We start from the raw sequence: 21,380 nt of genomic DNA on the forward strand, positions 1-21,380 counted from the left end.
TGAACTGCATCCACTACATGCATGACAAATACAGCTACGAGCGCATCGAAATGGCGCTGCACGACACCCATATCCTGCGCACCATGGCCACCGGCATCGCCGGCCTGTCCGTAGCGGCCGACTCCCTGTCCGCCATCAAGTACGGCAAGGTGAAGACCATCCGCGACGAAAACGGTCTGGTAGTGGACTTCGCCACCGAAGGCGAATTCCCGAAATACGGCAACAACGACGACCGTGTGGACCAACTGGCTGTTCAACTGGTCGAGTCCTTCATGACCAAGCTGCGCAAGCACAAGACCTACCGGNCGTGGTGTATGGCAAGAAGACCGGCAACACCCCGGACGGACGCCGCGCCGGCGAACCGTTTGCACCTGGCGCCAACCCGATGCACGGCCGCGACGAGAAGGGCGCATTGGCTTCCCTGTCCTCCGTCTCCAAGCTGCCTTACCAAGCATCTGTGGACGGCATCTCCAACACCTTCTCCATCGTACCTCATGCGCTGGGCAAGGATGACAAATCGCAAATCAAGAACCTGGTCGCCATCCTCGACGGCTATGCCGTGAAGCAAGGCCACCACTTGAACATCAACGTGTTCAACCGCGAAACTTTGACGGACGCCATGGAGCATCCGGAGAAGTATCCGCAGCTGACCATCCGGGTATCCGGCTATGCCGTTAACTTCATCAAGCTGACCCGCGAGCAGCAGCAGGACGTCATCAACCGGACCTTCCACAGCAGCCTGTAAAACAACACGGCAAAGAAGCCTCGCGGCGGCCTTTGCCAGACCTTGAAAAACCGGAATGCGTCCAGCGCGCATTCCGGATTTTTTCCTCGGAATATCCGCGGCTGACGGAATTGTCGGACTTTTTTCACCAAAGACTACTGGACACCCAAGCGCGGCTCATGATACGCTGTCAACTTGGGATTATGTTCATAAGGAGGCGGCATACGATGAAGGGAAATATCCATTCCATTGAAACCTTCGGTACCGTAGACGGACCCGGCATTCGCTATGTGGTGTTCACCCAGGGCTGTCTGCTGCGCTGCTTATACTGCCACAATGCGGATACATGGGAAATCGGCACGGGCAAGGTGATGACAACGGATGAGATTATGGCTGATTTTGAAAGCTATCTTCCCTTCATCGAAGCTTCCGGCGGCGGAATTACCGTCAGCGGCGGCGAGCCGTTGCTGCAACCGGATTTCCTCATTGACCTGTTCCGCAAGTGCAAGGCCCGCGGCATTCACACCACCATCGACAGCTCCGGCGGCTGCTACAGCACCGAAGAGGGCTTTCAGGCCAAGCTTAAGGAACTCATTCAATATACCGATCTGATTTTGCTTGATTTGAAGCATTTGGACGACGATGCCCACCGCAAGCTTACCGGGCGGAGCAACGCCAATATTCTGCAATTCGCCCGTTTTCTCTCCGACCATAAGGTGCCGGTCTGGGTGCGCCATGTGCTGGTGCCCGGCTGGACCGACAGCGAGGATCATCTGCGGCGGATGGGGGAATTTATCAAGACCCTGGACAATGTGAAAAAAATCGAGGTTCTGCCTTATCACAAGCTGGGTGTGTACAAGTGGGAGACTCTGGGCTACAAGTATTCTTTGGCCAATGTGGAGCCGCCCTCGGCCGAAAGCGTCGAGAACGCCAAAGCGCTGCTTGGCGTCGCAGATTCTACTCTGTCGACGGCCCAGTGAAATAAGGACAGCAATAAAGCCGGGACGCCCCTTTTTTCAAGGGATGGCCCCGGCTTTTCATCATTCATATTCAAACCATAGGAGGTGCGCATATGTGGCCTTCCCGTCCCAAACGCTCCCGAAATCCCCAGCCGTCTCCCATGCCGGAGGATGAGCCGCGCCCGACCATTCCTTTGCCTGCGGAAATCTATGTGGATCAGGATGCCGTCTCTGCAGGACAAACCCAACTGGCCCACTGGCTGGATGAAAAATATGAGGAATTCGTAGCCGGCGGCGGACTGGAGCGGTTGCCCGGCAAGGGCAAACCCCTGACCATTCCCACCGGGGATGTAATGAATACGATCCTGAAGCAGGCCGGCGTCCCCCATCCCTGGGTACTCCTGCGGCTCACCATCAAGGAGTCCATCGAGGACATTCTGTATCTGTTGAAGCATTCCCCGGATGACCCGGCCATTGACGAACAGCTGGCGGAGCTGAACAAGCGCATTGTCCAGTACAACCTGGCATCTCCCAGCCTGGCTCTCCACCGGCGGAAGCTTACCCGGGAGAATATTCCGGCGGAGCTGGAGAAGTGGAAGTAGCGGCGGGCCCCAAGAGAAAACCGCTGCCTTCACATTTTTACCGGAAAGCGTCTCTCCCGATTCTCGCCCGCACCCGGTTCGCCTGTACCGGCTGGTTCCAGCCGCTGCCGCCGATAATCGTCCGGTACAGCTTCTGGTAATCGGGATGGACAACGAGATCCATCAGATAGGCCGAGGCCTGGCTGAAGGGCCTGCGTTTGCGGTTCAGCGCCTGGATAATTTCGCCGCCGCTTCTGATCCCGATGCCGTGGCCGTAATACCTGCCATCCAGCAACAGCAGCACATTCTCCCCCTGCCATTCGGGGTGATCCGGGGAAAAATCGGGATTCTTGAAATATTGCACATCTCCCGGCACCGCGTCCTCGGGTTTTTTGGAATCCACCAGCCGCAGATCCTCGTCATAGTGCCAATCATACAAAAGCAGGCCCCCGAACCACAGGTTAAAGAGCCCGTCCCCGAGACTGTCCAGCATTCCCTTGTACAGCACAATCACAATCGCCGTGGCGCATTCAAAGGCATATAAGAAACCCTCTTGAAAAATATTGCGGATTCCCGCCGCGGGCGTCACATTCTCCAGCAGCCGGAAGCCCCCCTTCTCATCCCTTCTCCAATAACGGGGATTGCACCGGGAATCCTGGAATACCGCAAACTGGGCGCCGCTTGTCTGCAGCGCATGAGCCGCTTCCGTCAACAGCACCCGCGTCCGAAGCTCAAAACCCAGCTCCTCCCACGAGGCATACCGGTAAACCGTCCGTTGGCCCGCCTTCATCCAGAAGATCTCCGCCTCCGCAGGCGTCGCTCCGGCGGGCGGCCCGCTTGCCAATGTGCCCATAACCTCGATCATGCCGTTTTCGCCCCTTTCTGTAGCGAAAAGCCGCCCTTCCGGCAACGTAAGAGCGGCTTTTTTCGCAGTTGCATATGATATCAGGATATGGGCGAAGGCTTGAACAGGTTACCTCCGGCGCAAGAAACCCGGGATTCCCGTAGATCAGCCGAAGAAAAAATCCAGCGCCGACCCAAGCTCTCCCGCTTTTTTGCCGCGCAAAATATTCGGATCATAGATTTCCACAAATCCGCAGCTCCGGCAGGAGACAAACAAATAGTGGTGCTGCTGGATATCCAGCAGCTTGCTTAATCCCGTTCCGGTCATGGCCACCTCCCGGATGCTGCCGGATGTGCCGCCGCACTTGGCGCATTTGAACCTGTCGGCGATGCTTTTCTCCAGAGCGGAAGCATTCCGGACCGTCTCCTCCTCCGAAAAACCCTCCTCGCCGGGGCCATCCTCCTCCACATGCTCCGGCTCAAAAATTTCCATCCGGCAGTGGGGGCAGCGGCCGTCAGCCGGCTCCATCTCCTTATAGCACCATGGACATTCCATAGGATTTCCCCTCCATCTGGGCAAACAGCATCCGCCGCGCCATCGCCTTCGCTTCTACTTGTCGGCGTTCCTGCTCCGGAACTGGGCCACCTCCGCGTCACCCGGCTCGGGACCGCCATAGCGGGCCCGCTCATAGGCGTCGCACAGCTCCCGGTCCAGAAGCTTCGCCGCCGCTTGCCCGGCAGCTGCCGCCTGCAGCCCGGCCGTTGGTTTGGCTGCCTCCCGGGCAGCCGCTTCCGCCGCTTCCGCAGGCGTCCACTCCGCCCGCCAGCGGAAGCCGGCCCGCACCGCCCGGCGCACCGCCTGGGCGTAGAGATAGCGCATCCGCTGCCGGTTATCCGCAAGGTCCTCCCACCGGACCTCGCGGCGGCCTTGGAACAGCCGCTTCAGCCGGCCCAGCGGACCGGCGCCGCCGGGTTTGCTCTCCCGGGTAGAAAGAACCGTATCCACATAACCCGGGTCCGGATCATCCCCCTTGCCCGCAGCCCGCCGCGAAAACCAGGCCGTAACCCGCTTCAGCCAATCCGGCAGCCACCGGGCCAGCGCCCGGCCGCAGTAATACAGGAAGGCCAGGGCAGCCGCAATGAATACTATCATCAGCAGATATTCCAGAATGACCCAAATCAGCGCCGGTTCTCCCTTTGCCTCCGGCAAGCCGGATTGCTGCGGCGCGGGAGTAACCGCCGGTTCAGGCGGCAGCTCTGCCGGCTCCTCCCCCGCCAACAGCCCCAGCAGCCACCGGAGCGCGTTCTTCACCGCAGTGCCGATGGCGCCGTCCACCAAGCCCCAGAAGGACAGGAGAAATACAGGCAGCCCAAACACCGCCACCAGAAGCCGGTTGAAGCGCCTCATATAACGGGCGGAAGCGGTCCTCCCTTTTCCCCCGTAAGCGCCCCCGGTCAAGGAATAGGAGTTCCCGATCAACAGGGCCAGCAGAAACAGCGCCGAGGCAATGACTGCAAGGCCGTCCGAATACCCCCCCAGTCCCTCGGCCCGGTGGATGTAAAACCCGGAGGGCGCGCATAGCGCCAACCCCAGCCAAGGAAAGATGGGCTGGATTTCGTCTCGGTCAGAGCGGACCGCTCCTGCGGCCCGGGTAACCAGAATGGCTCCCGCCGCCACCGATAATAGCGCGTTGTAGGAAATTCCGTGCAGCAGCCAGGCCCAGCCCACCGTAAGCGGAGCCGTCCACAGGATCAAGAGCCCCAGCCTGTTCAAAAAAGGAAGGCCTGCGGATAAAGCCCCCAGCAGCGTATAGCCTGCCAAACCCGCCAGCCAGCCCCAGGCCCAGGCGCTGCCGTTATACAGGGACCCGGCTATCCCCAGCAGAACCGGAGACAGGGATATCAGCTCCAGCCAGCCGGAAGCGATGCCGGTCCAGCATTTTTTTGCATATGCCAAAAATGGATTGCCGGTCTTCATGGTCAACCTCCCAACTTGCATCGAATACCGTCGGCGGCCTCTGCCGCCTGTGGTCAGCCCGCTTGGGGAACCGGGCCGCCGGATTGCTCCGCCGTCCGCTTCTCCCCGGCAAGCCGCTCCCGCTCCAGAGGCAACAGCAGCACCTTGCTGCCCTGCTCCTCCAGCGCATGCATCTGCTCCTCCAGAAGCGGGCTCTTGTAAGCGGAGATGAGGACGTAATCGCAGGCTTCCTCCAGCCGCTCCCCCTCCAGCCGCAGATACTCGGCAAAATGGACCTGCTGCTCCAGCTTCAGCTTGGCCATAACGTCCAGCAGCTGCTTATGGTGCACGTTGCCTGCGCCCGGAGCCAGCCGGATGCTGGCTTCCGGCTCATCCACGGTGGGCGCGTTGCAGCCGAAGCCCACCGGCATCCCTTCCGCCAGCGCCTGCTCCACCAGGGTCAAGGCGCAGCGGATGCCCCATTCCATCAGGGCCTCCTCGTTGACCTCTCCCCACATATCTTCCTTCTCCGCAATATTCAGGAGAATCATCAAGCGCCGGTCGGCGGTGTAGCCATGCTCCCGGACCTGCAGCTGCCCCGTGCGGGAGGTGGCCTTCCAATGGATGGAGCGCAGGGAATCGCCGCTGCGGTATTCCCGCACGCCCAGCATGAGGTAGGGGTCCTCCACCATCCAGCGCTTTACGGCAAACTCCCCCTGCCAGCCCCGCCAGGGCAAAGGCAGCTCCTCCAGCGGAACGGAGCGGGGATAAACCAAAAGCCGCTGGTTTACCCGGTCTGTGCGCACAGTTTGGGAAATCCCGAACAGGTCGCCGCAGCTTAAGGTAACGGTCTCCAGATCATAACAACCCCGTCTTATGCAGCGGACTCTATGCTGGCGGATTACCTCCGTGTAGCCCCATAGGGAGAACAGGCTCCGGTGGTTCTGCAGCCGGGCGCCGGACGCGATGCTGAGATTCTCCTGGCTGACAAACTGGAGACCGGACGACAGCAGAGCCTCCAGGCGCAGCCAGGGAAGGGGCAGGGCCTTATCGTTGACGATCCGCTCCTGCATCTCCACCATATCGCCTTCCACACAAAACTCTCTATCAAACCTGCGCTGGTAATCCAGCCGCTTCAGACCCCGCCGGCGGAACAAAACCGACTGGCCCCACAGGGCAACCAGCGCCACAATCGCCAAAAGGGATACACTCACAGCTGTATTGCCTCCTATCTCGAACTAACTTGGTCCAAGCCGCAGGCCGGACAAGTTATGGAGAATCTCAAAATTGGCTTCGCCAATTTGAGGTTAGTTCTGAAAAACAGAAGTCCTTGCCGCCGGGGCCGGGGCGGATCATATCATGGACCCCTTGGAGCTGTTTGGTTCGCCTGTCTGATGCTCTAACGGAACTCACAGCCTCTTACAGGCCAATAACCGGCTTGTTCGACGCACAACGGAACTCACAGCCTCTTAAGAGGGGGTGTACGCACAGGGACAGATGCAATTTGCCACATAAGGTCTCCTGAGTTCCGCTAGACTCTCCAAAGCCGCATATTCCGCCGTTTAGAGCCTCTCCGTTCCGTAACGGATGGCGGTCTCTGCCCCTTCACCACTCAGGGTTCCACACATGCGTGACTGTGCACCAACAATTGCTCCTCAGCGTCCTCTGCTCCTACCGCATGCCAACGAGCTCCCCACTTCTACCGCATACCACCGGCTCCCTGTTTCTACCACATGCCAACGAGCTCCCCGTTTCTACCGCATACCAACGGACTCCTCGCCCCCTACCGCGCGCCCAGCTCCTCGGCGGATTCCGTGGGCACCGGCGTTTCGGCGACGATCCGCCGGATGGCCGATTCGGCCACCCGCTCGAAGGGGTTGCCCCGGCGGGCCGGCAGCACCCGGTGGGCCCAAACGGGCACCGCCATGGCCTTCACATCATCCGGCGACACATAGTCTCTGCCGGAGAGCGCCGCCCGGGCCTGAACGATCCGCAGCATGGCCAAACAACCCCGGGGGCTGACGCCTGAAAGCAGGTCCTTGTCGCTGCGGGTCCGCTCGGCCAAATCGAGAATATAGCCGTACAAATCCTCGTGGACGGTTACCGCCGTGTAGCTCGCCTGAGCCGCCCGGATTTGCGCCGCATCGGACACCGGGGTAAGAGATGCCAGCGGGTCTGCGCTGCGGAAGCGCCGGAGAATCTCGACTCCCTCCTCGCGGCCCGGGTAGCCCATGCTGATCTTCAGCATAAACCGGTCCAGCTGCGCCTCCGGAAGAGGGAAGGTGCCCTGGTTCTCCAGAGGGTTCTGGGTGGCCACCACCAGAAAAGGCTGTTCCAGCGGGTAGGTTACCCCGTCAATGGTTATCTGGCGCTCCTCCATACATTCCAGCAGCACCGATTGGGTGCGGGGCGTGGCCCGGTTGATTTCGTCGGCCAGCAGCAGATTGGTAAATACCGGCCCCGGCCGAAACTGGAATTCCGAACGCTTCATATCAAAAAAGTTGATGCCGCTTACATCCGCCGGCAGCAAATCCGGCGTAAACTGGATGCGGCTGAAGCCGGTATCCAGAGAGCGGGCCAGCGCCTTGGCCAGCATCGTCTTGCCCGTTCCCGGCACATCCTCCAGCAGCACATGCCCCGACGCCAACAGCGCCATCAGCAGCTGGTCGATAACCTCCTCCTTGCCGACAATCACCTTTTCCACATTGCCCCGGACTTGTTTGCCCCATTCATGAATTTCCTGCAACCGCATGTTGCATTCCGCCTCCTTGCGTCCAACAGACTATTTTCTTTCCGTAAAGAATGTGTATAAGCTTCGGCTATGCCGGAAGCCAAATTCTTGGAGAGCATAAGACACTTCCGCCGCTGATGCTTATGAAGCCGGCTTTCCTTACGGAAAGCTTTCAAGACAAATCGGCTTCCCTGGCAGACTTCGATAGGACCTTTTTTTATCATACCACAGGAAGAAGCAAGAAAGTGAGCCCTCCTGTCCAGAAACTCCCTGATCCCCGCCATGCATCCTGCGTCTCGCCAAACTTCCAGTGTCTCATCGCACATCCTGCATCTCGCCACACAAACCTCCCTCCCGCCACTCACCCTGCATCTCGCCACACAACCTCCCTCCCTCCCGCCACCACTCACCCTGATCTCGCCGCACATTCTGCATCTCGCTACACATCCTGCGTCTCAGTCGGACACTGGTTCCGTTATTTCGCCAAAATCGGCCCTTTTTTCCCCGGAGCGGACACAGAATCCGTTAAATCCCAAAAACCAGGGGGATTCCAGGCTTCTGGAGCGAAATAACGAATCGTCTGTCCGCGAAAATCCAGAAAAGGTCCATATGAGGAAAATAACGGATTATGTGTCCGCAAACATCAGCCACTCCGCCCGCCACCGTCAGATACTCTCTCCGCAAGCATCAGCTACTCCGCGCCGGGCGTTGGTCAAGAAGCCCAGCCGTTCCCCTCCCCCCGGTTTTCCCGTTTATTCCGGGCAAATTCCCGGCGAAGGCTCTGCGGGCAAAAAAACAGGCGGGTTTTTGGCCTCCATTTTCCGGGGGATGTATACTGGAGACAGAGAGATTTCAATGGACAAGGAGGGCGACACGTATGCATCTGCTCCATGGCTGCAAGCGCGCAAGCTTTCTTCTGCCGGCTTTCCTGCCGGTGCTGGGCATCGCCTTTCTCCGAATGATGCCGGACAGCGCAGCCCTTTTCATCCACAAGCCGGCTTACGGCATGATGGTGACCATTGCCGTGCTCCTGTCCGGCGGCCTGGGGCTGGCGGCAAGCCGCTCCTATCAGATGGAGCTGGATGTCTCCCTCAGATACTTCACCCTGGCTTTTGCCGGCTTTGCCTTTCTGTTCGCGTTCCAGGCGCTGCTGCTGCCGGTGGCGGCGGAGGAGCCTATGCTCTTCCTCGCCATGGGCTCCCTGGCCCGCCTGGCCATATGCCTTTACAGCTATGCGGGGCTGCGTTCCCTGCTGGCCAAACGCTCCCCCGAATTCCGGAAAAAACCGCTGATCTGGTGGCACAGACACTTCGCCGCGTGGGCGGTAATCATCCTCCTGACGGCAGCCGTTGCCGAAGCCGGTTTCCTCCATGCTTATGTGTTGAAAATCGTCGAGAGTCTTGCCCTCGGAGCCGCTTTGGCGGCATCGATCCAGCCGCTGCTTATGCGCAACCCTGCTCCGCCGCTGCGGCTTCAGCTGTTGGCCCAGCTGATCCTTGCCCAAGCTTCTCTGGCCTTCATTCTGGCCGCTCCCTGGAACGCGCTTTGGTGGTTCGCCCATGCCGTCAGCACCGCAGGCTTTCTGACGCTGGGCTACGCGTTGCTCCATTCCTATGAGGAAACCCGCTCCACCGGCCGAGTCTTCAACGAAAACCTGCTTTACCCCGCACTGCGGAGCATCATGCGGACTACCCATGAGGGGTTCGTCATGACCGATACCCTGGGCAAAATCAACTACGCCAACCCCCGGATGGAGGCCCTCTTCCAGGAAAAACCGGCTCCCGGACAGCTGATGTCCGCCTACCTGGCCAGGCTGAATCTGAAAACAGCCTCCCATGAACCCCTCACCGCCATTGTCGGGAATCTCCTGTCGGGAGCGGCGGCCAGCATTGATCTTCATCTGGAGGCCCTCCGTGACGGCACCGAACCGGTGTATTACGAATGCTACGCCTCTCCCGTGCTGGATGAGCTGAGCCAAACCCCGATGGGCTATCTGTTCGTCTTCCGCAACCGCTCGGAGGAGGAGCGGCTAAACCGGATGAAGGATGATTTCGTCAGCATCGTCTCCCATGAGCTGCGCACCCCCATGTCCGCCATTCAGGGCTTTACGGAGATTTTATTGGAGCGGGAGGTGCCCCCGGAGAAAAGAATCCGCTATCTGGAGACGGTCCACGATGAGATTGTCCGGCTGTCGGGGCTGGTGGATGATTTTCTTGATATCCAGCGGATGGAGACGGGGCGGCTGGCCTACCACTTCGAGCCGCTGGATGTGGGTCCGCTGGTGGCGGAGGTAGCCAGGCAATGGCAGGAAACGGACAAGCATACTCTGCGGCTGGATTTGCCCGCCCACGGCCTCTTTATCCGCGGGGACAGGGAGCGGATCATCCAGCTGCTGCATAATCTGATCAGCAATGCCGTCAAGTATTCCCCCGGCGCCGAAGCAGTGGATATCTCCTTGACCTGCGCAGAAGGCCGCGCGGCCATCCGGGTCAAGGATTACGGGCTGGGCATTCCCGAGGAAAGCTTGCCCCGCCTGTTCCAGAAATTCTACCGGGTGGAGACGGCCCGCCACCGGAAAATCCGCGGCACCGGACTGGGACTGTCCATTGTGCGGGAAATTGCGGATACCCACGGAGGGGAAATCCGGGTGGAGTCCGCTCCCGGCAGCGGCTCCGAGTTCTCCGTTTTCCTGCCGGCCTATGAGCCGCCGGAGCTGAAAGGGAGAATTGCCCTCCTGCAGGAGCCTGACGAGAAAAACCCGCTGCTTCTGGCCGCCGCCGCAGAGCGGGCGGGGGAGCCCCTGCGGTTTGTCAGCCGGGAGGAGCTGCGGTTTGTCCTGCAGCACGCCCGCTCCCTGCCCAAGCTGTGGATTGCCGATATCCGGCTGGAGGAGCAGCGGGACGGGTGGAGCCTCCTGCGGATGCTGCTGGAGGATAAGCAGTACCGGACCAACCCGCTGTTCATTGCCGTGCCCGGCGCAGCCCCCGCCTGCGCTCCGGACCAACCCTCCCCGGACCGCCAAGGGCTTATGGACCGTATGGCCCGCGAGCTGCTCCGGCGTCCCCTGGAAGGGCAGCTCCTGGCCGCCGCTTACGACGAGGAGACGCTGCTGCAGCTGCTCCACCGCCAGGGCCTGGAGATTGCCGCCATTGAGCGGATGGGCGGGATCAGCACCTTTATGATTCTGAGCCGCCCCCGGGATTCGGAGGAGCCGGCCTCCTGAAAATACCGGGGCCGGCCTCCTTATGAGGATGACGCGGCCCGTCATGAACGCTATAATGATTGTGGAGCGGCGGTGAACGCTTACAACATGAAATGGCGGGAGAGAACGGCATGACCCATCCCCATAAGGCCCGTTGGCCAACCAAAAGCAGCGCTATGCTGAAGCGTGCGGGAACGGCGGTGTTCCGCCATCCCTGGCCCCGCTTTGTCTCAAAACGAATAAGCCTGCTCTTGCTCCCCTTCCTGCTGGTATTTCTCACGGAAGCTCTAACCCGCCGCAGCTGGTCGCAGGCCTTCGCCTGGACAACGGAGCATCCCAATGAATTTGCCCTAAACTGCTGGATTGCTTTTTTTGCCGCCTTGGCAATTGCCGCCCTGACCGGCCGCACCCGGGCCGCCTCCCTGATCCTGCTTGGACTGGCGGCAGTCTTCGGGATTTGGAGCGGCATCACCATGAACCGGACGGGGCTGCCCTTTTTGCCGTGGCGCATCATGCTGCCCGGACAGGAGCCCGACCCGGTGGCCGCCTTGAACCCTTACATGACCCCCGGCCTGCTTGCAGCCGCGGCAGGAACGGCCGCAGCGCTGATGCTGGCGCTTCTGCTTCCGGGAACCAGGCTGGCAGGCCGTGAACGGCTTCTATATGCCGCTTCCGGGCTGTTTCTCCTGGTTTCGGCCTATTTGAACCGCCCCATTTCCTTCGACGACTATTTCCGGATCACCCGGTTTCATTATGAAGAGGAGGCCAGCTACAGCCGCAACGGCTTCTGGTCATCCACCCTGGACAATCTCCATTTTGCGGCTCCTGTGCGCCCCAAGGAAGCCGGTACGCCGGAAATCCGCCGCCTGGTCCGGTCCCTTCCCGCATCTTCGGCCTCTCCTGCCGCGGCAGAAGCGAAGCCCGGGAAAGCCACCCGGGAGCATCCCAATGTGGTGGTGCTGCTCTCCGAAAGCTTCTGGGACCCGACCCTGCTGCCGGAGGTCCGCTTCAGCGAGGACCCCATTCCCTTCTTCCGCTCCATGATGGCCGACACCACCGGCGGCTGGATGCTCAGCCCCCAGTTCAGCGGAACCACCGCCAATGTGGAATTTGAGGTGCTGACGGGAAATTCCGTCCGTTTTTTGCCCGCAGACTCCATCGCCTATATCAGCTATATGAACCGGGGCGTGGACTCCCTGGCCGGCATCTACGCCCGCCAAGGCTACACCACCACGGCCATCAACCCGTATTTCAACTGGTTCTTCAACAGCCGCAACGTCTACCGCAACATGGGCTTTTCCCGGTTTATCAGCTGCGAGTTCTTCGAACCCCGCTTCCACGGGCCAAATTACGAGGACAGCCAGGTGATGGACAAGATCATTGAAACCATGGGCGGCACACCCGGTCCGGACTTTGTATTTGCCAACACCATGGAAAACCACGGCAGCTACGAGGACAAATTTTACTCCAACCCCATCTCCGCCAGCGGGCCCTTAAGCGCCAAAGCCAAGAACATCCTGGAGAACTACGCCACAGGGGAGCAGGCCTTCGACCAGGCGTTCCGGAAGCTGGTGGAGCATTACCGCACAAGCGGGGAGCCTACAGTCATCCTCGCCTTCGGCGACCATCTGCCCGGCCTGGGTCCGGATTATCTGGCCTACCGGGAGGGCGGTTATCTCGGCAAAGACGATAGCGGCGCGGAGCGGATGGAGAAGCTGCATTATACGCCTTTTGTCATCTGGGATAATATGAACCTGCGGCCCCGGGAGAGCCTGCGGATGAACGCCAGCTTCCTGGGCCCCTACCTGCTCCATTACATCGGCAGCCCGGGCACCTATTACACCGACTATCTGTATGCCTTGTCCCAAAAACAGCCCGTCATCCCCATCCGTCCCTATGCCCATGCCTATCCGGCGGACGACAGCGGGCTGGCGGATTACAAGCGGCTGCAGTACGACATTCTGTTCGGCAGCCAGGAGGGCTACAAGCTGCGGGGGATTGCCGGCTCAATCCCGGCGGCGCAGTTCGAAATGGGCTACGGCAGCCCGGCCCTGAAGAAAATCTACAGGGAAGCCTCTGGCAAGCTGGTGGTAGAAGGCGGACGGTTCAGCAGCGGCTCGGAGGTATGCCTGGACGGCAAGCCCCTCCACACCGTCTATGACGGCCCACAAAAGCTGACCGTATGGCCGGAGGATTTGCCTGCGTCCCTGGACGGCGCCTGGAGCGTGCAGCTGGCCGACCGGAAAGAGACGGTCATCTCCAGATCCGGCGAGCTGATCCTGTCCGCGGAGGAACTGGAGGTCCATTGAAAACCTTCCTGGCGTTGATTACAATAGAACGAAGCGAAATGGCAAAGGAGATCCGGCTATGGTTGAATTGTCCCCTCATCAGGCCCAAAGCATTGTGGATAGAATGATGAAAGATATTCCGTACAATATCAACATTATGGATCATACGGGGACGATTATCGGCAGCGGAAACAAGCACAGAATCGGCACCCTCCACCACGGTGCGGTAGAGGCCATCCGGCAGCGGAAGCCGGTGGACATCCATGAGGATGAAGCCTATGTGAAAAAGGGCGTGAATCTGCCGATTGAATTAAACGGCCGGATTGTGGGGGTGGTGGGGATCAGCGGCGAGGTGGAGGAAACCCGCCCCTTCGGCAATCTGCTGAAGTCGGCGGTGATCCTGCTGATTGAGCAGAACCTTGCATTGGAGAAGGAAAATGCTAGAATTAATCAGAAAAGACAATTTTTTGAACTGCTAACGGAGATGGACATCGAGTACACAAAACCCGTTATCGATCAGGCCTTGACCTATGGCATCCATCTTACCAAACCCTCCCAGGTGATGGTGGTGGAGTTTCCCACGGAAGCAGCCGAGGAGATGATCGGCAGCTATCCCTCCTTCAAAATGTCCAGCCATTCCCTCTGCGTTATTGTCCAGGACACAGAGGGAATGAACGCTCTGCAGAACCATGTGCAGGCCCATTATCCCGCTGCGTACATTTCGGTAAGCAAAATGAATGATACGGTGTCCAGCGGATATTGGCAGGCCAGGGCGGCCATGCGGGTGCTGAAGGGGGTTTTTTTCAACGAAAAGCTCATCTCCTACTCCAAGTGCGAATTTATTGCCGATATGGCCAAGCTGCCCAAGCTGGATACCGGCATCCAGCAGCTGACTGTGCAAATGGACAGCGAATTGATCAAAACCCTCCAGATTTATATCCATTGCAATCTGAATGCCAATGAAACCGCCAATCAGCTGATTATCCACCGGAATACCCTAAATTACAGGTTAGCCAAAATTCATAAGCTGACAGGCAAGGACCCCAAGAACATATTGGAGCTGGTGGAGCTGGTGTTTGCCCTGATTGCCCGCGTGAAATAGTCCCGCCCCCATCAAAAAAAGGATGCCCCCGCTGCACCGGGGACATCCTTTTTTTGATTTATTTCAACAATCTGGCGACACTCTCCGCCGTGCGGGCTACGTTGGCCTTGCCTTGAGCCAGCAGGGTTTCCAGCTCCGCCGCTCCCGGCACAATTCCGAAAATCGCGTCAAAGCCCTCATCGTACAAAACCTCAATGTCCTGGCCGATATATCCGGCCAAGGCAATCACCTTCATGCCGCTGTCAACGCTTTTGGCCGCTTGGGCAACACCAAAGGGGGCTTTGCCGAATTTGGTCTGAAAATCAATGCCGCCTTCGCCGGTGATGCAATAATCCGCGCCCTGGAGCTTTTCCTTCAATTGGGTATATTCAATAACAATATCAATACCCTTTCTCATGTTGGAGTTGGTGAATGCCAGCAAGCCTGCGCCAAGGCCGCCTGCGCCGCCTGCCCCCGGCACATCGATGATCTCGATGCCCAGCTGCGCTTTGACCACTTCCCCGTAATGCCGCAAATTCCGGTCCAGGGTTTGGACCATTTCGGGAGTAGCCCCCTTCTGCGGGCCAAACACCACAGAGGCTCCGCGTTCGCCGCATAGCGGGTTGGTGACATCCGATGCCACCAGGATATGAATGTTCTTGATTTGCGGAATCACGCCGCTGGTATCGATCTTGTCCAGGTCTCCCAGAAATCCGCCGCCAAAGGGCAATTCATGGCCTGCTTTGTCGAGGAATTTGTAGCCCAGGGCTCTGGCCATGCCTGTACCGCCGTCATTGGTGGCACTTCCGCCAATCCCCAGAATAATCTCAGTGATTCCCTTTTCCACGCAATCCCGGATCAATTCCCCCGTACCATAGGTGGTGGTAATCATCGGGTTTTTGGTTTCCTTGGTGACATGGTGAATGCCGCTGGCCGACGCCATTTCAATCACCCCGGTTTTCCCGTCGCCCAGAATGCCGTAACGGGCAAGCACCGGCGTCCCCAGGGGACCGGTAACCTCCTTCTCAATCAGGGTGCCGCCGGTGGCATCCACCAAGGACTGGACCGTGCCTTCGCCGCCGTCCGCCATGGGCACATGAATACAGGCGGCGTCGGGAATGGCCCGTTTAATTCCTATCTCCATGGCCTCGCATACTTCTTTGGCCGTCATGCTTTCTTTGAAGGAATCCGGAGCCAAAATAAACGTTTTTTTCATGGTGTGCATACTCCAATCTGTTTAAAGGATAAATCCGTAAAGAATTACGGCTACAATCGTCATGGTCAAACCGACGATGCTTTCATACATCACAACCTTCATTCTGTCCTTCATGCTCATGCCCATGGCATTACGGGTAACATGGAAGTAGGTTCCATGGGGCAGATGGTCGATTACGGTTGCCCCGGCATGAGTCATAACGGCAGCGGACAAAGGAGCGACGCCGGTGTTCAGGATGGCATTGGAGAAGGAGCCTGTAGCCAGAATAACGCCGGTGGACGTAGAGGCGGTTGCCCCTGCCATCAGAATGCCTGCAATGGGGGCCAGGAAGGTTCCCGATAGTCCGGAAGCCTGTACAAGGGATACCACTTCAGAAGGCAGGCTGGAGGCGGTAATCAGTCCGCCGATGGCGCCTGCGCCGATAATAATCAGAATGGTGGGAGTCATCCGGTTCAGACCGGAGGAGCAATAGTCCAGGATTTTCTTTCCTTTGCCCAGAGCCAGGGTACCGACGATCCCGGCAAAAGGAAGGATATACAGAGAATCGATTTTCAGCTTGGCCAGTGCCTCTACTCCCAGCATGGAGCCGATGGGGCTGATCATCAGGAGCACAATGGCAATAATCGGAGTAGCCAGAGCTTTGCCCAGGGACGGGAGATTGGTGGAGCTGACCTTTTCCAGCTCGGCCGCTTCCGCATCTGTCACCTTGGTGCCCTTGTACTTAATCATCGAGGCGATCAAAACCGCAACAATCACGCCGAAAATGGCCGGAACCAAACCGCCAAGCATCACCTGGTTCACATCAAGCTTGAAGCCGCCTGCCGCCGCAATGGTATTGGGGTTCGGGGAAATAATATTGCCCGCCTTGCCGCCGCCGGACAATGCAACCAACAAAGCTACCTTGGAATAGCCCATCTTGTTGCCTACAGACAGGGCGATAGGAGCAACAATCAGAACGGCAACGGGAATAAATACGCCGACCGCCGTAATAATCATGGTAGCCAGAGCCAGGGAGAGCATGGCTTTGGTGCCGCCCAGCTTGTCCACGATGGTTTTTGCAATGGCTTCGGCTGCCCCCGACTCCATCATAACGCCTGCAAATACACCTGCCGCAATAATGCGGACAACCGTCCCCATAACGCTTTGGGTTCCCGAAATAACGATGCTGACCGCCTGGGCAAAATCGGCTCCGCCGATAAAAGCGCCGACGATGGCGCCCAAAATCAGCGAATAGGTGGGGGCCAGCTTAAACAGAATTAAAAGAATTGCCAGCAGGAGGCCAATCAAGGCGCCAAACCAGCTAATTACCAATGGTGTCATAGTCAAATCCTCCTTCTAGATCCGAAAAACGTGATGTGTGGATGCTGCTTTTTCATGTACTCGAAAATAAATTAAAACTCCCAGAAATTCCTTATTCTTCATATAGCTCCGATTATTATCCCTTATGGGTTCCCCCTTTATTCATACCGCTTTCTGAATACGTTTTCATTATAAAAAGATCATCAACTTTAAACAATTGATGATCCAATGAATATTATTGTGCAAATGCACAATCACCCCGTCGGATAGACTCCTACTCCGATATGGAGTTGGTGTTCAAGCCTACCCGCCTGATCCGCACATGGGTCTCTACGGTTATCTCCGCTCTTGCGAAATACGTGTTCCAATCCTCCCGGATCGGCTTGAAAAACTTCGGCTGCTGGCGGTACATCTGGCTGCCGAAGCCAAAAATATCGGTTTTATGGGTTACCTGGGCTTTTTTCAGAGTTTGCCGGATATCCTCCGCAACCGCTGCCTCCGCGTGCTGGGCATATTCCTTCAGCGCAGAGGCGGTCAAGGCATTGGGGCATTCCGTCATCTCCAGGAAGCTGTCTACCCGAATGGTGACATGAAAGCGGGGCGTTTGGCCTTCATGGGAAGCCTTAACCTTGGTGCTGGATTTGACAATCCGGATGGTAAAATCCTTTCCTTCCGCGCAGGAGGCGGTTACCGAGGTATTCCGCAGGCCGCCTCTCAGCCACAGATAGCTGCGGGTATCCCTGACGTCCATAAAGCCAAGCAGCTTCATATCCCGCAATACTGCTAAACCGGTAATAATGGAGTTGGAAAGCGGTAGGGAGCTCTCCATGTTCGCCTTGCTGCCGTCGGGAGCTCCGCTGACGCTGACTGCCGCCGCAACCGATCCTTTGCCCGGGCTCATCCGGGCGTTCAATAAATCACTTAACCGCACATCGGGGTCCGATCCCCATTCCTTCGCCGCCGACTGCAGCTGCTTGCTTAATTTGCCGGTGGCGTATTTCTCCGTAGGATTGGTAATTTTCAGAACCTCCTCAGCTTGCCTGCCCTTCACTACAACCACATTGAAGGTATCCCGGCTTTCCCGGCTCCGCTCCAAATAATCGAAGAACTGGAGATCTCCCTCTCTGGCGATGCTTTCGCTGATGGCCAAAAGCTGCATATGGGAATAGACCAGCTCTCTGCCCAGCCCGATATTCATTTTGCGGGACAGGTCCGCTATGGTGTTTCCCTGCATGGAATAAAGCTGGGACGGCGCGGTCCGCCCTCCCGTGGTTTTGTCGTATTCGCTGGGAACGATGCATTCAACGGTCATCTTGTACTTGAAAGGGGGAGTTCCTTTATCCACAGCCATTCCCACGACAAAGAATATATCCGACAGCTCCGTGTAATCCCAGCAGCCTGCCGTGGATACAGCCAACAGGATGGCAATCAGCCACTTTTTCATCATGGGCGTCTCCTCCTGCGCGGCGGCGAAGGATTAAAGGCGTCAGGCTGCTTCAGGGGCTTGGGGGAGTTCAGATAGATAGGCTGCCTCTTCGTAACCCAGAGAGGAAAGCGGAGCAGAATGTCCTCATGCTCCTTGGGATATAACGGCGCAAAAGGAGCCGTATAGGCAACTCCGAAGGAACGCAGCGAGCACATGTGTCCGATCATGGCCATTATGCCCATCATGACCCCATAGAAGCCGGCCAGCGCCCCCAGGATCAGCAGCCCGAAGCGCAGCAGGCGGGAGGATACCGACAGATTATAGATGGGGGAGACAAAGCTGGAGATCGCCGTCAAGGCCACAATAATGACCATAATGTTGGAAACAACCCCCGCCTCCACCGCCGCCGTGCCGATGACAAGACCGCCTACAATCGAAACAGTGGGACCCACCGCCCGGGGCATACGCACTCCCGCTTCCCGGAGAATTTCGAAGGTGATTTCCATAAGCATGGTTTCCACAAATACGGGAAAGGGCAGGTTCTCCCGCTGGGAGCTGATGGTGAAGAGCAATTCCGTGGGAATCAGCTCCAAATGATAGGTGACGGCCGAAATGTAGATGGCGGGAAACAAAAGGGCAATCAGGAACGCCAGGTAGCGGATAAAGCGGACAAAGGTGCTGATCATAAACGGCTGGTAATAGTCCTCCGACGATTGGAAGAAGTCGCTGAACACGGTGGGAATGCTTAATACAAAGGGGCTGCCATCCACAAAAATGGCCGCTTTGCCGCTCACCAGATGCCCGCATATGGCATCCGGGCGTTCCGTGGTATAGATCAGAGGAAAGGGCGTTGCGGTTTTATCCACAATGTACTCCTCCAGCATACCCGAATCGAACAGGGCGTTAGGCTTGACTTTTCCCAGCCGCTTGCGCGCCTCCTCCACCACTCCCTGATTCACGATCCCGTCGATATAACCCAAATAAACAACGGTCCGCGTATCGCTGCCCAGCACGAATTTCTCAAAGCAAAGGCCGGGGTGGATGATTCTCCTGCGCACCAGCCCGAGGTTGGTCTGAATGGATTCGGTAAACCCCTCTTTCGGGCCTTTAATGATAGTTTGGGTGCTGGGCTCCTCCACCTGGCGGTAGCCGTTGCTGTTGCTCATCTCGATGCAGATGCCGCCCTCCAATCCGCTTAAGAGCAACACCGCTTTCCCGCGCAGGCATTCGTCGATCAGCCGGGATTGTTCCCTCTCCACTATATAGCCGGTCCCCGGCATCGCCAGCCTGCACAGCTTCTCCAGCGTCATGTCTTCCTGAAGCCGCTCCTTCTGCTGGAGGAAATTATCCATAACATGCTGCAGCTTATCGGCCAGCGCCTCCTGATCGGCCATGGAGGCAAACCACAATAACGCGCTCTCCCGATCCCCCAATTGAAATTGGTTCACATGAAAATCAGCCGAACGGCTAAAGGTTTTGCGGTATGCATCCAGCCGTTCATTCCAATCTGTCGCATTGAAATCCATTCCTTTATCCTCCCCCGGAAGCTTCGGGGCGCTTCCTGCGCTTCCACAAGGTCAGAAGCCACAAAATCCCCGGCAGCACCAATTGAAAGGGGATATGGAGGTAATACGGCACAACCTCCAATCCTTCCGCAATATGCTCCAGATAGTCATTGGCCAACAAAAGCGAGGTCAGGGCCACCAGCATGGCCACCGGCACGGAAAAAAACCGGTAGCCCAGCCCCGTGATGAATTCGGCTCCCTTCAGTCCGGCATAAAACAGGGCGGCCACCTTGACGAACAGCCCCAGCAGCATCAGAAACACCACCACGCCGTCCAGCCGCTCAAAAAGAAAGCCCACATTGATGTACCGGTTCACACTGAGCAGCGGGAACACAGTCCGTTTGACCCGGTCCGGAGTCAATACGGCCACCTGCAGGATGGCTACGAGGACCAGGACTGTTCCGCTGATCAACAGCCCTGTCCAAATCGCTTTGCGCAGCTTCTGCCGGTCTGCGGTTTGGCTCATCAGAATGGTCAGGGCAATGGATTCCCCAAAGGGAAAGGTGAGGATCTTCGGGAACGCCTCCTTGAGCACAGGACTCCAGCCGTCGGCCAGCACCGGCTTTAGATAGCTGGGATGAATCGATTTGTTGATGATGAGAAGCACCAGCATCAACAGGAAAAACAGCATAAAATAGGGCATAATCATTTCTGTCGTCCGGGCCAATACCTCCACACCCAGATAGAGGATATAGGCAATGACCAGGATAAAGGAGAAGGCGATAAATTCATTGGGGGTGGCAGGGTAAACTGCCGTGTCCAGAAGCTCGATGAGATCGCGCATGACCACGGCAGCCATATACAGAAAATAGCTAATATAACCCACGCCTACAGGAACGGCCCCCCACTTGGACAGAAATTCCTCAAACAGCTGGTACAAATTCTTCCCGTTCCCGTAGCGCACCAAGGACAGATACATGGTAATCAGCGCAAATCCTCCCGCCAGGGCGCACAATACGGCAAGCCATGCATCCTGGGCGGCCCCCGGAGCAACCCCCACCAGCACAGAGGAGCCGATTTCAAAGGTAATGAAAATCAGGATCATCTGGGTGATGGATATTCGCTCAGCCACAGTCTCCCGCATGAAATTCCCTCCTCCATGGCTTACGATTGGGAGCCTTTTTTGGCCTTATGGAAGCGGTAATCGGCAACGCCCCCCCATACAAGACCCGCCGCCCAGAATAATGCATACAGCAGAATATCCATATTTTCATTTTTGCTGAACACGCTGAGAAGCTCCGGGAAGATGCCTTGCTTTTGCAGCCCCATGTCCACCAGCACAATAAGCGCCGTCAAGGTGCAGCTCAATACCAGATACATTACGGTAATCATATGATCACTTCCCGTTTACATTCTTCTACCTTTTCCCGGAAGCGGACACTCTATGCGGGCCAAAAAACCAGACGAAGAAAAGTCTGGACAAGCTTAAGGTGAAGCTGATCACTAGCGATGCATCAAACCTGACATGAAAAAGGGAGCAGAAATCCTTCTCCAAATGTTCATAGAAT

At 57.6% G+C, this 21,380-nt stretch carries 16 protein-coding genes and 1 pseudogene; 6 read left to right on the plus strand and 11 right to left on the minus strand.

Features of this window, described 5'->3' with window-relative positions:
* The 3 genes and pseudogenes from DQG13_RS29385 to DQG13_RS29395 form a co-directional block, all read left to right on the plus strand.
* Window positions 1–745, plus strand: a pseudogene (locus DQG13_RS29385) (glycine radical domain-containing protein); the annotation flags it as partial.
* Between the two features lie 206 nt (window positions 746–951).
* Window positions 952–1,704, plus strand: coding sequence for a pyruvate formate-lyase-activating protein (gene pflA, locus DQG13_RS29390; protein WP_113023758.1), 753 nt, complete (start codon window positions 952–954; stop codon window positions 1,702–1,704).
* 92 nt (window positions 1,705–1,796) lie between these two features.
* Window positions 1,797–2,285 (plus strand): DUF1992 domain-containing protein, encoded by a 489-nt coding sequence (locus DQG13_RS29395; RefSeq protein WP_113023759.1) that lies wholly within the window; start codon window positions 1,797–1,799, stop codon window positions 2,283–2,285.
* 37 nt (window positions 2,286–2,322) lie between these two features.
* On the opposite strand, the gene DQG13_RS29400 is transcribed toward DQG13_RS29395, so the two are convergent.
* From DQG13_RS29400 to DQG13_RS29420, 5 genes are all read right to left on the minus strand, one after another.
* Window positions 2,323–3,129 carry a protein-glutamine gamma-glutamyltransferase gene (locus DQG13_RS29400; protein ID WP_113023760.1) on the minus strand — a complete coding sequence of 269 codons (807 nt, stop codon included), beginning with the start codon at window positions 3,127–3,129 and terminating at the stop codon, window positions 2,323–2,325.
* Between the two features lie 144 nt (window positions 3,130–3,273).
* The gene (locus DQG13_RS31780) at window positions 3,274–3,663 is read right to left on the minus strand and encodes a zinc ribbon domain-containing protein (RefSeq protein WP_309472261.1); all 390 of its coding nucleotides are present in this window, start codon (window positions 3,661–3,663) and stop codon (window positions 3,274–3,276) included.
* Between the two features lie 54 nt (window positions 3,664–3,717).
* Window positions 3,718–5,085 (minus strand): DUF4129 domain-containing protein, encoded by a 1,368-nt coding sequence (locus DQG13_RS29410; protein ID WP_181593081.1) that lies wholly within the window; start codon window positions 5,083–5,085, stop codon window positions 3,718–3,720.
* Between the two features lie 53 nt (window positions 5,086–5,138).
* Window positions 5,139–6,278: a DUF58 domain-containing protein gene (locus DQG13_RS29415; protein WP_113023762.1), complete on the minus strand. Its 1,140-nt coding sequence runs from the start codon at window positions 6,276–6,278 to the stop codon at window positions 5,139–5,141.
* Window positions 6,279–6,847: 569 nt separating this feature from the next.
* A complete protein-coding gene (locus DQG13_RS29420; RefSeq protein WP_113023763.1) occupies window positions 6,848–7,816 on the minus strand; it encodes an AAA family ATPase in 969 nt (322 codons plus the stop codon).
* 856 nt (window positions 7,817–8,672) lie between these two features.
* On the opposite strand from DQG13_RS29420, the gene DQG13_RS29425 reads away from it, so the two are divergent.
* From DQG13_RS29425 to DQG13_RS29435, 3 genes are all read left to right on the plus strand, one after another.
* Window positions 8,673–11,018, plus strand: a complete 2,346-nt coding sequence (locus DQG13_RS29425; protein WP_181593082.1) for a sensor histidine kinase — start codon at window positions 8,673–8,675, stop codon at window positions 11,016–11,018.
* A gap of 110 nt (window positions 11,019–11,128) precedes the next feature.
* Window positions 11,129–13,306, plus strand: a complete 2,178-nt coding sequence (locus tag DQG13_RS29430) for an LTA synthase family protein (RefSeq protein WP_181593083.1) — start codon at window positions 11,129–11,131, stop codon at window positions 13,304–13,306.
* 58 nt (window positions 13,307–13,364) lie between these two features.
* The gene (locus tag DQG13_RS29435; RefSeq protein ID WP_113023766.1) at window positions 13,365–14,387 is read left to right on the plus strand and encodes a CdaR family transcriptional regulator; all 1,023 of its coding nucleotides are present in this window, start codon (window positions 13,365–13,367) and stop codon (window positions 14,385–14,387) included.
* Between the two features lie 58 nt (window positions 14,388–14,445).
* On the opposite strand, the gene DQG13_RS29440 is transcribed toward DQG13_RS29435, so the two are convergent.
* The 6 genes from DQG13_RS29440 to DQG13_RS29465 all read right to left on the minus strand — a co-directional run bounded on the left by DQG13_RS29440 (window position 14,446) and on the right by DQG13_RS29465 (window position 21,204).
* On the minus strand, window positions 14,446–15,582 hold the full coding sequence (locus DQG13_RS29440; RefSeq protein WP_113023767.1) for a glycerate kinase family protein: 1,137 nt from the start codon (window positions 15,580–15,582) through the stop codon (window positions 14,446–14,448).
* A gap of 21 nt (window positions 15,583–15,603) precedes the next feature.
* The gene (locus tag DQG13_RS29445; protein WP_113023768.1) at window positions 15,604–16,902 is read right to left on the minus strand and encodes a GntP family permease; all 1,299 of its coding nucleotides are present in this window, start codon (window positions 16,900–16,902) and stop codon (window positions 15,604–15,606) included.
* Window positions 16,903–17,155: 253 nt separating this feature from the next.
* On the minus strand, window positions 17,156–18,328 hold the full coding sequence (locus DQG13_RS29450) for a Ger(x)C family spore germination protein (protein WP_113023769.1): 1,173 nt from the start codon (window positions 18,326–18,328) through the stop codon (window positions 17,156–17,158).
* Entirely contained in the window at window positions 18,325–19,833 is a 1,509-nt protein-coding gene (locus DQG13_RS29455; protein WP_113023770.1) for a spore germination protein, read from the minus strand. Before DQG13_RS29455 ends, DQG13_RS29450 begins: the two co-directional genes overlap by 4 nt.
* Before the next feature lie 4 nt (window positions 19,834–19,837).
* Window positions 19,838–20,956 carry a GerAB/ArcD/ProY family transporter gene (locus DQG13_RS29460; RefSeq protein ID WP_113023771.1) on the minus strand — a complete coding sequence of 373 codons (1,119 nt, stop codon included), beginning with the start codon at window positions 20,954–20,956 and terminating at the stop codon, window positions 19,838–19,840.
* A gap of 20 nt (window positions 20,957–20,976) precedes the next feature.
* Window positions 20,977–21,204 carry a hypothetical protein gene (locus DQG13_RS29465; RefSeq protein ID WP_113023772.1) on the minus strand — a complete coding sequence of 76 codons (228 nt, stop codon included), beginning with the start codon at window positions 21,202–21,204 and terminating at the stop codon, window positions 20,977–20,979.
* Window positions 21,205–21,380 lie beyond the last annotated feature (176 nt).

This window comes from Paenibacillus sp. YN15, from assembly GCF_003285005.1.
Lineage (GTDB): Bacteria > Bacillota > Bacilli > Paenibacillales > NBRC-103111 > Paenibacillus_AR.

Coding starts and splice junctions, on each gene's coding strand:
- pflA (WP_113023758.1), top strand. CDS start 952: ATGAAGGGAAATATCCATTCCATTGAAACCTTCGGTACCGTAGACGGA.
- DQG13_RS29395 (WP_113023759.1), top strand. CDS start 1,797: ATGTGGCCTTCCCGTCCCAAACGCTCCCGAAATCCCCAGCCGTCTCCC.
- DQG13_RS29400 (WP_113023760.1), bottom strand. CDS start 3,129: ATGATCGAGGTTATGGGCACATTGGCAAGCGGGCCGCCCGCCGGAGCG.
- DQG13_RS31780 (WP_309472261.1), bottom strand. CDS start 3,663: ATGGAATGTCCATGGTGCTATAAGGAGATGGAGCCGGCTGACGGCCGC.
- DQG13_RS29410 (WP_181593081.1), bottom strand. CDS start 5,085: ATGAAGACCGGCAATCCATTTTTGGCATATGCAAAAAAATGCTGGACC.
- DQG13_RS29420 (WP_113023763.1), bottom strand. CDS start 7,816: ATGCGGTTGCAGGAAATTCATGAATGGGGCAAACAAGTCCGGGGCAAT.
- DQG13_RS29425 (WP_181593082.1), top strand. CDS start 8,673: ATGCATCTGCTCCATGGCTGCAAGCGCGCAAGCTTTCTTCTGCCGGCT.
- DQG13_RS29430 (WP_181593083.1), top strand. CDS start 11,129: ATGACCCATCCCCATAAGGCCCGTTGGCCAACCAAAAGCAGCGCTATG.
- DQG13_RS29435 (WP_113023766.1), top strand. CDS start 13,365: ATGGTTGAATTGTCCCCTCATCAGGCCCAAAGCATTGTGGATAGAATG.
- DQG13_RS29440 (WP_113023767.1), bottom strand. CDS start 15,582: ATGAAAAAAACGTTTATTTTGGCTCCGGATTCCTTCAAAGAAAGCATG.
- DQG13_RS29445 (WP_113023768.1), bottom strand. CDS start 16,902: ATGACACCATTGGTAATTAGCTGGTTTGGCGCCTTGATTGGCCTCCTG.
- DQG13_RS29450 (WP_113023769.1), bottom strand. CDS start 18,328: ATGATGAAAAAGTGGCTGATTGCCATCCTGTTGGCTGTATCCACGGCA.
- DQG13_RS29455 (WP_113023770.1), bottom strand. CDS start 19,833: ATGGATTTCAATGCGACAGATTGGAATGAACGGCTGGATGCATACCGC.
- DQG13_RS29460 (WP_113023771.1), bottom strand. CDS start 20,956: ATGCGGGAGACTGTGGCTGAGCGAATATCCATCACCCAGATGATCCTG.
- DQG13_RS29465 (WP_113023772.1), bottom strand. CDS start 21,204: ATGATTACCGTAATGTATCTGGTATTGAGCTGCACCTTGACGGCGCTT.